The 12,140-nt window shown below is 41.5% G+C and carries 16 protein-coding genes and 1 pseudogene; 7 read left to right on the top strand and 10 right to left on the bottom strand.

The window, feature by feature from the left end; translation table 11 throughout:
* The 3 genes and pseudogenes from ABWO12_RS11050 to ABWO12_RS11040 form a co-directional block, all read left to right on the top strand.
* A pseudogene (locus ABWO12_RS11050) lies at window positions 1-414 on the top strand (DNA gyrase/topoisomerase IV subunit A); the annotation flags it as partial.
* Between the two features lie 121 nt (window positions 415-535).
* Window positions 536-778, top strand: a complete 243-nt coding sequence (locus ABWO12_RS11045; protein WP_353088986.1) for a type II toxin-antitoxin system ParD family antitoxin — start codon at window positions 536-538, stop codon at window positions 776-778.
* Window positions 775-1,071, top strand: a complete 297-nt coding sequence (locus ABWO12_RS11040; protein WP_353088985.1) for a type II toxin-antitoxin system RelE/ParE family toxin — start codon at window positions 775-777, stop codon at window positions 1,069-1,071. The genes ABWO12_RS11045 and ABWO12_RS11040 overlap by 4 nt, the downstream gene beginning before the upstream one ends.
* Window positions 1,072-1,204: 133 nt before the next feature.
* Here the strand turns inward: ABWO12_RS11040 and ABWO12_RS11035 are convergent, their stop codons facing one another.
* From ABWO12_RS11035 to ABWO12_RS11005, 7 genes are all read right to left on the bottom strand, one after another.
* Entirely contained in the window at window positions 1,205-2,059 is an 855-nt protein-coding gene (locus tag ABWO12_RS11035; protein ID WP_353088984.1) for a TerC family protein, read from the bottom strand.
* Window positions 2,060-2,098: 39 nt separating this feature from the next.
* Complete coding sequence (locus ABWO12_RS11030; RefSeq protein WP_353088983.1) at window positions 2,099-2,476, bottom strand: lipoprotein; 378 nt, start codon at window positions 2,474-2,476, stop codon at window positions 2,099-2,101.
* 98 nt (window positions 2,477-2,574) lie between these two features.
* A complete protein-coding gene (locus ABWO12_RS11025) occupies window positions 2,575-2,802 on the bottom strand; it encodes a DUF6095 family protein (RefSeq protein WP_353088982.1) in 228 nt (75 codons plus the stop codon).
* Window positions 2,803-2,876: 74 nt separating this feature from the next.
* Window positions 2,877-3,689, bottom strand: coding sequence for an N-acetylmuramic acid 6-phosphate etherase (gene murQ / locus ABWO12_RS11020; RefSeq protein ID WP_353088980.1), 813 nt, complete (start codon window positions 3,687-3,689; stop codon window positions 2,877-2,879).
* Between the two features lie 2 nt (window positions 3,690-3,691).
* A complete protein-coding gene (locus ABWO12_RS11015) occupies window positions 3,692-4,072 on the bottom strand; it encodes a PH domain-containing protein (RefSeq protein ID WP_073363689.1) in 381 nt (126 codons plus the stop codon).
* An 83-nt stretch (window positions 4,073-4,155) separates the two neighbouring features.
* Window positions 4,156-4,827 carry a ZIP family metal transporter gene (locus ABWO12_RS11010; protein WP_353088988.1) on the bottom strand — a complete coding sequence of 224 codons (672 nt, stop codon included), beginning with the start codon at window positions 4,825-4,827 and terminating at the stop codon, window positions 4,156-4,158.
* Between the two features lie 194 nt (window positions 4,828-5,021).
* Window positions 5,022-5,777 (bottom strand): class I SAM-dependent methyltransferase, encoded by a 756-nt coding sequence (locus ABWO12_RS11005; RefSeq protein WP_353088978.1) that lies wholly within the window; start codon window positions 5,775-5,777, stop codon window positions 5,022-5,024.
* 137 nt (window positions 5,778-5,914) lie between these two features.
* Here ABWO12_RS11005 and ABWO12_RS11000 point away from each other — a divergent pair, with 137 nt between their 5' ends.
* Both ABWO12_RS11000 and ABWO12_RS10995 read left to right on the top strand, forming a co-directional pair.
* A complete protein-coding gene (locus ABWO12_RS11000) occupies window positions 5,915-7,072 on the top strand; it encodes a THUMP domain-containing class I SAM-dependent RNA methyltransferase (protein ID WP_353088977.1) in 1,158 nt (385 codons plus the stop codon).
* Window positions 7,073-7,309 carry a hypothetical protein gene (locus ABWO12_RS10995; RefSeq protein WP_353088976.1) on the top strand — a complete coding sequence of 79 codons (237 nt, stop codon included), beginning with the start codon at window positions 7,073-7,075 and terminating at the stop codon, window positions 7,307-7,309.
* 1 nt (window position 7,310) lies between these two features.
* Here ABWO12_RS10995 and ABWO12_RS10990 read toward each other — a convergent pair whose 3' ends face one another.
* The 3 genes from ABWO12_RS10990 to rlmD are packed head-to-tail and all read right to left on the bottom strand — an operon-like array spanning window position 7,311 to window position 10,034.
* Window positions 7,311-8,135, bottom strand: a complete 825-nt coding sequence (locus tag ABWO12_RS10990; protein WP_353088975.1) for a DUF6048 family protein — start codon at window positions 8,133-8,135, stop codon at window positions 7,311-7,313.
* Window positions 8,107-8,616, bottom strand: coding sequence for a DUF6452 family protein (locus ABWO12_RS10985; protein ID WP_353088974.1), 510 nt, complete (start codon window positions 8,614-8,616; stop codon window positions 8,107-8,109). Before ABWO12_RS10985 ends, ABWO12_RS10990 begins: the two co-directional genes overlap by 29 nt.
* Window positions 8,617-8,621: 5 nt before the next feature.
* Entirely contained in the window at window positions 8,622-10,034 is a 1,413-nt protein-coding gene (gene rlmD, locus ABWO12_RS10980; protein WP_353088972.1) for a 23S rRNA (uracil(1939)-C(5))-methyltransferase RlmD, read from the bottom strand.
* A 163-nt stretch (window positions 10,035-10,197) separates the two neighbouring features.
* Here rlmD and ABWO12_RS10975 point away from each other — a divergent pair, with 163 nt between their 5' ends.
* Together ABWO12_RS10975 and rocD are read left to right on the top strand one after the other, a co-directional pair.
* On the top strand, window positions 10,198-10,662 hold the full coding sequence (locus ABWO12_RS10975) for a DUF1003 domain-containing protein (protein ID WP_353088971.1): 465 nt from the start codon (window positions 10,198-10,200) through the stop codon (window positions 10,660-10,662).
* 231 nt (window positions 10,663-10,893) lie between these two features.
* Window positions 10,894-12,140 (top strand): ornithine--oxo-acid transaminase (rocD, locus tag ABWO12_RS10970; protein WP_353088970.1); only part of this gene is annotated, 1,247 nt, incomplete at its 3' end.

The following is a 12,140-nucleotide window of genomic DNA, read 5'->3' as shown; positions in this document are numbered from 1 at the left end:
TCTTGTATTTATTACGATGGTGAAAAAGAACGCTATTTTGTCAAGCGTTTCTTGGTGGAGAATGAAAATAAAGAGGAAACATTTATTTCGGAACACGAGAAATCGCAATTGGAAATTGTCTCTACCGATTGGCGTCCTGTAGCTGAGGTGATTTATGCCAAAGTGAAAGGCGTACAAAAGGAAAATCAGGTGGTTGATTTGGAGCAATTTATAGCCGTAAAAGGGATAAAAGCGCTCGGCAACCAATTGACGGCCGATAAACTGAAACAAGTGAATCTATTGGATCCGTTGCCGTATGAAGAACCCGAAGAAGAACCGGAAGTAATGGCAGCAACGGAAGGAGAAGAAGGCGAGAACCCGGATATTCCCACCGAATTGGATGACGACGGTCAAATTACGTTGGCCTTAGAATAAAAAGGAAAACCTGTTCGAAAGAGCAGGTTTTTTTATGGGTAAAACATTTAATGCTTATCAAAAGGTAATTTGTTCATAGATAACATACCAATTTTTGGTATATTTGGTAAAAAGAAACGCTATGGCAAAAAACACCTCCATATTATTAGGCGATTATTTTGAGAATTTTGTCAATGAGGAGATTGCTTCTGGACGCTACAGTTCGGTGAGTGAAGTGGTACGTTCGGCCTTGCGATTGCTCGAAGTGGAAGAACAAAAAATTAAAAAATTACGATCAGAAATTGAATTAGGTGAAGCCAGTGAAATGATAACTGATTTTGATCCAGAAGCTCATTTGGCCAAACTACAGAAGAAGCTTCGATGAAAGTCGCCTTTAGGATCAGTGCAAAAGCACGGGAAGATATCGATATTATTTGGCTGTATACTTTTGAAAATTGGTCACTAAATCAAGCCAATCACTATTACCGTTTGCTGTATCAAGAAATCAAGTCTATTGTTAGCGATGTTGATTGCGGTAAAGACATCGGATTTATAAAACCCGGTTATCGACAATACAAGGTGAAATCCCATTTGATTATATATCGCATAGCCAATGATGGTTGTGTCGAGGTCCTCCGTGTTTTGCACGAAAGGATGGATATTTCCAATAGAATTTGATTCTTGCACTTCCCCCGCGTTAGGGATGGGAGCAAGGTACCCTGCCGCAGCCGTGAGGCAAGGTCGGTACCGCGTACAGCCCGGCGGGAACCGCAACGCCCAAAAAAAAGCACCTCGAAAGGTGCTTTACTTTTTAATTGGTAATATCGGTATCTTTCAGTTTTTCGTCGTAGATGGTATTGTTGCGTAATTGTACGGGTTTCTTACTCGATTTTTTCATTTTCATGTTCAAAAACTCCACGAATAGTGAGAAGAAAATCGCGAAGTACAAATACCCTTTGGGAATGCTGTGGACTTCGTTGTGGCCAAAGAAGGTGAAATGCGCGAGGTGCGACCCTTCGGCGAGCAACATGACACCAATTAAGATGAGAAACGATAAGCCCAGAATTTGAATCGTAGGATGCTCGTTGACGAACTTTGATACGGGTCCGGCGAAAATCATCATGATAATTATCGAAATCACTACGGAGAGAATCATTATAATCAAAGCCGCTTCGCCAAACCCTTTGGGGGCGGGCTCGCTACTTACCAAACCGACAGCCGTAAGAATACTGTCGAATGAAAATACGATATTTAAGAGCGCAATTTGAAGGATGGCACCCGACAAGGAGGTGGAAGCTTTGCCGCTTTCGCTATCCTCTTCACCTTCGAGTTTGTGGTGAATTTCGGTCACCGATTTGTACAAAAGAAAAAGACCTCCAGCAAAAATGATCAAACTTTGTCCGGTTACCTGACCCGAAAGAAAGTCCCAGTCGAAATCAAAGATACTGGCTTTCAAACTCATGACCCAAGTGATGCCGAAAAGGAGTACGATACGAAAGGCCATCGCCAAAATTAATCCGATGCGGCGCGCTTTGGGTTGGTCTTCGGCTTTGAGTTTTCCTGAAACAATCGATAAAAAGACAATGTTATCGATACCGAGAATAATCTCCAAAAACGTAAGGGTCAATAACGCAATCAGCGCATTGGACGAGAATAAAATTTCCATGTAAGGTTAGGTTTAGGTTTTCAGTCGATAGTACGCAAATCAATCGCGTTTTGTTACGGTTCCGAGTTGTTTATTGACATCGCCCACGAAAGAATATTCCATAAGGTATTGATTGTCTTTGGTTTCGACAATTTTCATGCTGATGGCTTTTTTCTCTTCGCGGTTGCGCGGATTTTTTTTCTGAATAATGAGTTCGCAATCGTTGACCCAGCGCACGTTGGCGGTGTCCGTTCGCCCTTGATAGGTTTCGATTTGCTCGTCGGCAGTGCGCACAAAGCGGGTAGTGTCTTGCTTCCCGTTGATGGTTTGTACAAATTCGAAGGTACCGGTTTTAAAATCAGTACAATTGCATTCCGGCATTTTTTGACAGGCCGAAACGGTGAGAAGAACTAAAAAGAGACTAGTTATTTTTTTCATATTATTTTTTCACATAATTTTTTTGGAGCTATTCCTGCTGTTCGCTGTATCTCACTTCGTAAACTCCGTGAGGATGCCGCTCCCATCAGGGCTAGGGGTTAGGGATTGCCATCGAAAAGCGCTTTCATCATCGTTTGTAATCCTTTAAACGCCAGCACCACCGAAGTGATGCATATTCCACACCCGATGGCCAATACCAAATAATGCCAATTCGTGTGTTTGTTCATAAAGGCATTGTACATCACACTCGGACCGATGAACATGAGTGGCACCGCCCCAAATAGGAATTTGATGCCTTTGGCTAAGAGAGTTTTGTTGGTACTCATTTTTAAAAGTTATGAGTTATGAGTTATGAATTATGAGTTATGAATTATGAGTTATGGAACCCAACATTTATAATTTAAAATTTAAAATTTTCAACAGCCTTTCGCACGCTGCCGTGGGTTAACAGCAAGTGGTTTGCGGTTTCATAATCGACGCCAATTTCGTCCATGATCATGCGGGTGCCGCGGTCAACGAGTTTGGCGTTGCTCAATTGCATGTCGACCATTTTGTTGCCTTTGACGCGTCCCAACTGAATCATGGTGGCGGTAGAGAGCATGTTGAGGACTAATTTTTGGGCAGTTCCGGCTTTCATGCGACTGCTTCCGGTGACAAATTCGGGTCCGACCACCACTTCAACCGGGAATTGCGCTACCAAAGCCAGCGGACTTCCAGCATTGCAGGTGATACTGCCCGTGACAATACTATTTTTGTGGCAGGCTTCCAAGCCCGAAATAACATAAGGTGTAGTGCCCGAGGCAGCGATACCCACTACGACATCGCCCGCAGTTATTCCCGCCGCTTTCAAATCGAGCCAGGCTTGTGTGGTGCTGTCCTCGGCATTTTCAACCGCGCGCCGAATGGCTTGGTCGCCTCCGGCAATGATTCCGTTGACCAATTCGTGCGGTACACCAAAAGTAGGCGGGCATTCAGACGCATCCACAATACCCAAACGGCCTGATGTTCCCGCACCAATATAAAACAACCGTCCGCCTTCTTTTAGGGCGTTGACTGTAGCATTAACGAGCGCTTCGATTTGTGGCAAGGCTTTTTCAACTGCCAAAGGAACCGTTTGGTCTTCGTTGTTGATGTGGGTTAGTAATTCGTGAACCGACATCTGTTCCAAATGCTCATATTTTGAGGACTGTTCAGTGGTTTTTGTAAAAGTCATAACTATTTACAGGTGTAATAGGTAATGATTTTTTGCACATCGTATACATTCACCGATTTGTTGAATTGTTTAACGATACTCGCATTGGCTTCGCTGGAAACCCATATTTTCAATTCAGCATCTAAGTCCAACGTGCCGGCACTTTCCACACTAAAACGGGTGATGCTTTTGTAGGGAATCGATTTGTATTCGACTTTACTGCCAGTAATCCCTTGTTTTTCTACAAGAAGAATGCGTTTGTTGGTAAATAAAAACGTGTCGCGAATCAGTTTGAATCCGATTTCAATCGTTTCGCCTTCGATCAATAATTTTCCATATTCGTTTTGCAAACTTTCCAGACTAACTTGTCCAGCGTTGCCCATTAAGGCTGAAAATAATCCCATGATTTTTGTGTTTTTCGATGGAATAAAGGTACACATTCTCAGCTAAACCTCACGATGACCTTTCGCTAAAGTTTTATCAAAAATTACAACAGCGAGGCCATGATTACTCCAAAAATGATAACCGTGATTTTGGCTATGTTGAATTTATGTCCTTCACTACTCTCAAAAATGATGGTTGAAGAAATATGAAAGAGAATGCCAATAACAACCGCAGTAATTTCCTGGTAATACCCTTTCACAACGGGGGCAGAATCAGCCAAAACGGTCCCCAAAGGCGTCATAAGGGCAAAACCAACCATGAAGAGCAATAGAAGTTTTTTGGACATGCCTGCTTTGAGGAAAAATAAGGTCAATATCATCGCAATCGGGAAATGATGTATAGCGATTCCAAAAGCCAAATGTTGGTGGTGTCCCACGGGGAATCCTTCCAACAAAGCGTGTAAACACAAACTGATAAATAAAGACCAAGGCATGATTTGAAATTTCTCGTGTCCATGCACATGGCCGTGCTCGGCCCCTTTGGAAAAAAATTCTAGAAAAATCTGAAAAACAATCCCTACCATGATGAAAACTCCCGTATGGAATTGTGCACCATCAGCGTAGACTTCAGGCAATAAATTGATAACCGTAAGCGAGAGTAAAAACGATCCACTGAACGCCAAGAGTAGTTTTAAATTCTTTTTCCCTTGCGGTTGCCACCAAAGTGCCACACCAAAACCAAGAAGCACAGAAAGTAAGGGAAGGATATAGTTCATGGGTTGGGATTCAAGTTTCAAGTTTCAAGTTTCAGGTTTCAGGTTTATTTCGCTTCGCTACATCAGTCGGCTAAAGCCTCGTGTCAGGTTTCAGGTTAGTTTAAGAGTTTAAAAGGTTTAAGAAGTGTAATTGGGGTATAATGGTTGATTGTTTCTAACTCATTCTTTTCTCTTGCTTCTTTTCTCTTGTTTCTCTACTTAAATACCATAATTAGCCTCTCACTTGTTTTTTTATAATATTTCTTCAATTTATAGTCGCCAAAAATATCCAAAAGGTAAATACCAGCCCGTTCCATCATCGATTGAAAGTCTTCCAACGACAGCATTCGAACTTTTTCGTAGTAACAAAAATCCTGTCCTTGATCAACGAAACGAATTTCTTTGATGATGTATTTTGCATCGGTGTAGCGTTTAATGTGAAACGTAATGCCGTCCACTGTTTTGCTTTCTTCAGGCACCAAATCGTGTAATACATAATCCACATTCATAAAATCAATCACCCCAAAGCCATATTCGCTTAAACTATCATGAATGGCTTGCAAGGTTTTAAAATTATCCTCATCCTCTTCAAAATAGCCAAAACTGGTAAATAAATTGAAAACAGCATCAAATTGGGCCGGAAAGGGTAGACGCATGTCGTGAACTTCAAAACGCAAATTTTTATTCGCATTTTTGGAAGCCTCTTGAATACTATTAGGCGATAAATCAACGCCGGTGACATCATATCCCAACTGACTTAAATAGATAGAGTGTCTCCCGCGACCACATGCTAGGTCCAAAACTTTGGCTTTTTCAGGCAAGTTGAGGTACTGCGTCAAATTATCCATAAAGAGTTGCGCTTCCCGATAATTTCGTTCTTTATACAAAATATGGTAATACGGGGTATCAAACCAAGAGGTGTACCATTGTTCGGCTGATAGGGCCGTGGTTGAGGAGTTCAATTCAGACATTTATTCGCTTCAAATCAATTTCAACGCGCAAATTTAGTGTATTTTTGCGCATTACTATCCATTAAATTGGATTTTTGGTGGGAGTTTTCGAAGGTGTTCCCTTCATTTTTCACCTGCTGAACTGTTATTCCTTGTTTATGGAAAATTTTCAAATGATTGCCAAAACCCTCTTTGGGTTTGAAGAAATTTTAGCCAAAGAATTGCGCGACCTCGGCGCCCAAGACGTGCACATGGGAACCCGAGCCGTTCGATTTGTTGGTGATAAGGGGTTTATGTATAAAGCCAATTTGGCCTTGCGAACCGCGCTAAAGGTTTTAAAACCCATTTATCAATTTCGTGCCTTCAATGACAATGCCTTATACCAAGGAATTCAAACCATCGATTGGAGTCAGTATTTGAATCCGCATCAAACTTTTGTGGTCGATGTTACCTTGCATTCGGAAAATTTTAAGCACTCCCAGTTTGTTGCCTTAAAAACCAAAGATGCCATAGTGGATCAGTTTCGCCAAAACCATGGAATTCGTCCCAGTATCGATAAAGACCATCCCGATTTACGCATTAATGTACATATTGATCGCGAACAAGTTTCGTTGGCTTTGGATACTTCAGGGGCTTCGCTGCACCATCGCGGGTATCGAAAAATCACCAATATTGCTCCAATTAACGAAGTTTTAGCGGCCGGCATGTTGTTGTTATCGGGCTGGAAAGGGCAATCGGACTTTATGGATCCCATGTGCGGATCGGGTACCCTATTAATTGAAGCAGCGATGATTGCTTGTAATATTCCTGCCAATATCAATCGGAAAGAATTTGCTTTTGAAAAATGGACCGATTGGGATAACGACTTGTTTGATACGATCATCGACAGTTTGATGAAAAAAACGCGTGATTTTCCTTATACCTTAAAAGGCTTAGACAAAGCACCAAGTGCGGTTGCCAAAGCCCGTGAGAATATTCAGAATGCCAATTTGGAGGACTATATTTCGGTAACGCAAGCCAATTTTTTTGATTCTGAAAAAGAAACGCAAGGGCCGCTGCAACTCGTTTTCAATCCACCGTATGGTGAACGTTTGGAAATCGATTTGGAGCGCTTTTATCGGGAATTGGGCGATACCTTAAAACAAAGTTATCCAGGAACTGAAGCTTGGTTTATAACAGCCAATTTAGAAGCCTTAAAGTTCGTTGGACTCAAACCTTCTAAGAAAATAAAATTATTCAACGGAAGTTTGGAATCGCGTTTGGTAAAATATGAATTGTATGCAGGCAGTCGCAAAGCTAAATTTAAAAATCAATAAATGATGTCAAAAAAAACAAAAGCTTTACTCTATAATTTTGTCGTATTTGCACTATTTTTCTTGGGTGCGCGGTATTTGGTATCGACCTATTTTTGGTACCAAGGCATTTGGATTTCGGTCGCAGCCTTTGTAATTACCTTATTGTTGTCGCCCAAGTTTCAAGCTATAAAAACAGCACAAGGCGAACAAATCTTTATGAGTTGGTTGTTTTTAAAAGGGGTGAAGAAAGTGGGTTGACTTACCGTTTCTTTTTGGCCTCGCGCGCTAACTTGGCTTCCATTTTTTTGGCTTTTGCCGCTTCCTTGGCTTTGCGTTCCTTTTCTAGTGTCGCGGCATCTTTTACGGTGATCTTAAATAACGGAACTAAGTAGGAAACCGTATAGTTGAATCCAACGCCAAAGCGACCCTCGTAGGTTCGATTAAACCCAGGAATATACAAATTGGCAAAAGTTTCGGGCGTTTTTTCTGAAATCAAATAATTAAGTCGAAAACTAAATCCCATGAAAAAATTGGAGAAGAGTTCGGCTTTTACCCCTGCCACAACTTCGGCCCAATGGGCAGTGAGACCCGAAAATTCGGTATTGGGCGTAATCAAAGGTGAGGGGAATGTGCTGTTGGGATAATAAATCGAGTAGGTGTTTAGTGTTTGACTAAAAGTACTAAAACCGTAGCGTAAACCTGTATATACTTGGTTATTCATGCCGGTCCAGTTTTCGTAACTGTTGTAATCAAAACCTATGCGAATAAAACTTCCGTTGGTCGTGAAATTAAAATGATCTTCTTGAACGGTTTTCTTTTCATTCCCGAGTTCTACAGCGAGGTAATGCTTCCGTGTTAAACGAAAATCCCCGGTGAGTTCCAACCCTCGATAATTGGAGTCATAAAACGAACGCGACAGTTTGAATAAGTCCACACCGACTCGCAACCCGTATTTGTCTTTTTTGGGGACAACGGTGTCTTTTTTGACGGGAATACTATCTTTGACTACAGGGGTTGCGGTTTGTCCCCAGGCCATCATACCCCCAAATAAAAGACTAAAAGTAAAGCTTAAGATGGACTTCATTTTCATTGATAATATTCGATTGAACTACGGTGGGATTACTTATCCACAAACCATCTGTTGGGGTATTGTCCTCTAAAACAACACCATCGGGGGTATTGAGTTGAAAATTCATTTTGTGACCGCAAGCACGTGAGACATAAATAGTGCTATGGGTGTAATTGAAGGTAATCTTATCGGTATTGTTGTTGTTGGTGTCGGTATCAGCGCCGTTTTGAATAAATTCATAAGTGGAAGTAGTCGCTCCCGGATTTAATGGCACTTGTATTTTGTTAACATTGTTAAATGTGATATCATCCGACATGCCCACTGCTGTAATTCGCAAATTAGTAACGTTTTTTAAAGTTTGGGTGTCGGTTACGTCATAAAACTCAATCACCAATCGGGGGGTAGTAGGCGTCGTGTCACTACAAATATCGTCTTTCTCACAACCGGAGAAGACCATTAGTAGCGGTAAAAGCAAAAGTACAGTGTAGCGCATCATAAAATTTATCGTAATTCCAAAAGTACAACATTTTCCACATGATGCGTTTGTGGAAACATATCCACGGGGCGCACACGGGTGACTTTATATTTTTCGTCCAATAAGGCTAAATCGCGGGCTTGGGTGGCCGAGTTGCAACTCACGTACACCACACGTTTTGGGGCGATACGTAATATTTGTTCTACGACATCTTTATGCATACCATCGCGCGGTGGGTCGGTGATAATCACATCGGGAGTGCCGTGTTGCGCTATAAAATCGGCGTTAAAGATATTTTTCATGTCGCCAACAAAAAAATCGCAGTTAGTAATGTTGTTGCGTTTGGCATTTTCCTTGGCATCGGCTATCGCTTCGGGCACGGCCTCAACGCCAATGACTTTCTTCGCTTGTTTAGACACAAATTGGGCAATAGTTCCTGTTCCAGTATACAAATCATATACCAATTCTTGTCCCGTTAATCCAGCAAATTCACGCGTTATCTTATACAATTCATAGGCTTGCGCTGCATTGGTTTGGTAAAACGACTTGGCGTTGATGCTAAAATGCAAGCCTTCCATTTCTTCTAAAATATAGTCGCGGCCTTTGTATAGGATGATGTTTTGGTCGTACAAAGTGTCATTGGCTTTTTGGTTGATGACATATTGTAAAGACGTAATCTCTGGAAAGGAGTTGACGAGATAATCCATTACCAATTCGCGTTCCTTGGGAATATCGTCAAAAAATTGAACCACCACCATAATTTCGCCAGTCGAAGCGGTACGGATCATCAACGTTCGCAACAGGCCGTTATGATTTCGAGCATCAAAAAAAGAAAGTTCGTTCGCATTGGCAAAGGCTTTGAGTCCGTTGCGAATTGCATTCGACGGATCGGCTTGCAACCAACATTTTTCAATGTCTAAAATCTTATCCCACATTTTAGGAATGTGAAATCCTAGTGCATTTTGATTGTCAAATTTAGTATCTGATTGAATTTCAGTGTCGGTTAGCCAACGTGCATTGGAGAACCCAAATTCCATTTTATTGCGGTAAAAAAACTGTTCTTGGGAACCTAAAATGGGTTCAAAATCAGGCAATTCTATCTTTCCAATGCGTTTCAAATGATTGAATACTTCATTGTGTTTGTAAACCAATTGTTGGTTGTAGTTCATATTTTGCCATTTGCATCCCCCACAAACCCCAAAATGGGCACAAAACGGTTCGATGCGATGCTCTGAATACTGATGAAAGCGAATTGCTTTTCCCTCGTAATAGGCTTTGCGTTTGCGAAAAGTTTGCACATCCACAATATCCCCGGGCACCACATTGGGAATAAAAATTACCTTTCCATCCGGTGCTTTGGCAACCGAAACTCCTTTGGCACCTGCATCCAATACGGCTATATTTTCAAAAATGACGCGGTCTTGTTTACGTTTTCCCATAGCGCAAAAATAGGGGATTGCATGGGAAACGAAATAATTTTGAGGAATTAATTGGTTAGAAAATTCAAAAAGTAAAGCAAATTCTAACTCCTCACGTTTTTTCGTTGCTACAGCTAATTATCATTTTAGAAGCCTTACCTTTGAATAGTAAACAACCAAAGCTATGAAAAAACATACGGAGATTGAAAGTATTATCGAATTGGATGAAACAGAGGATCAACGCGCCCTAGGGCAACGGATAGCCGATAAAGTAGCCGATTTTGGGGGGAGTTGGACGTTCATCATTAGTTTTTTTTGTTTTCTACTCCTTTGGATCACGGCCAATGTGTTTTGGTTTCATAATAAAGGATTTGATCCGTACCCGTTTATTTTGCTCAATTTGATTTTGTCGTGTATCGCAGCATTACAAGCGCCCATTATCATGATGAGTCAAAATCGCCTAGAGGAAAAGGATCGTGAACGGGCCAAGAAAGATTTTATTATCAATCTAAAAGCGGAGCAAGAGATTCGTGTGTTGCATCAAAAAATGGATCATATCCTCAAGCATCAACACGAAGAATTAATGGTTCTACAACGTCAACAAATCGAGTTACTAGAGCAATTGACGCAGCACAAAAACGAAAATTAATAATTGATGTTTAGGTTTAGATTAGTTATTTTAAAAACATGATTTTTATTTAATTATACTAATTGTATAAAATCATTTTATGCTCATATTTGTTGCTTTCGAAATCGATTGCGAATTTTGAAATTGCGCTATGAAGTTGAACGAAGAATCCGTAGTTTTGTAGCACGCAACGGATGATTTCTCTCCGCAAGAAGGAATACTTAAGTTACTTTTTAAAAATTACAATCCGGTATGATTACTGAAAAATTACGGTCTCAAGAATCCATTGCCTTGGAAGATCAATACGGCGCTCACAATTACCACCCGCTTCCCGTGGTGTTAAGTCGCGGCGAAGGGGTGTATGTTTGGGATGCTGAAGGAAAACAATATTATGATTTTCTTTCCGCCTATTCTGCTGTTAATCAGGGACATTGCCATACTAAAATTGTAGGCGCTATGGTACATCAGGCGCAAACACTAACCTTAACTTCACGCGCCTTTTACAATGATAAATTGGGAGTGTATGAACAGTTTATCACGCGTTATTTTGGTTTTGACAAGGTTTTACCCATGAATACGGGAGCTGAAGCAGTAGAAACCGCATTAAAGATTTGCCGTAAATGGGCCTATGAACGCAAAGGCATTGCCGAAAATGAGGCGCAAATTATTGTATGTGATGGAAATTTTCACGGGCGTACCACTACGATTATTTCTTTTTCTAACGACACGAATGCACGCGCTAATTTCGGCCCCTATACTACTGGTTTTGTGAAGATTCCTTACAATGATATTGATGCTTTAGAACGTGCCTTAGCGGCTTCGCCCAATGTGGCAGGGTTCTTAGTGGAACCCATTCAGGGCGAGGCGGGAGTATATGTTCCCGATGAGGATTTCTTGGCGCGAGCTAGGGCTTTGTGTACTCAATATAACGTACTTCTTTTGGCTGATGAGGTGCAAACCGGAATTGCGCGCACGGGTTCGCTGCTGGCAGTTTGCGGAAATTGCACTTGTGAAAAGCAGTGTGAGCGCCAAGCAACTTATGTTCGCCCTGATGTTTTAATTCTCGGAAAAGCATTATCAGGAGGAGTTTATCCTGTTTCGGCGGTCTTGGCAGATCATGCAGTGATGGATGTTATTCGACCAGGACAGCATGGTTCGACCTTTGGTGGAAACCCAGTAGCGGCGGCCACTGCAATTGCGGCATTGGAGGTGGTTAGTGAGGAAGATTTAGCGCAAAATGCCCGTCGATTGGGTAAGATTTTCCGTGAGAAATTAGGGGAGTATGTGGCACAAAGTAACATTGTTCGCTTGGTACGCGGCAAAGGTCTGTTGAATGCCATTGTAATCAACGATACGGAAGAACGTGAAACGGCTTGGAATATCTGCGTAAAGTTGGCTGAATATGGCTTATTGGCCAAACCCACCCATGGAAATATTATTCGTTTTGCACCGCCTTTGGTGATGACAGAGGCGCAATTATTGGAATGTGTGGCGATTAT

Origin of the sequence: Flavobacterium sp. (genome assembly GCF_040379285.1) — a bacterium.
Classification (GTDB): domain Bacteria; phylum Bacteroidota; class Bacteroidia; order Flavobacteriales; family Flavobacteriaceae; genus Flavobacterium.
This window is presented reverse-complemented; position numbering and strand designations above follow the sequence as displayed.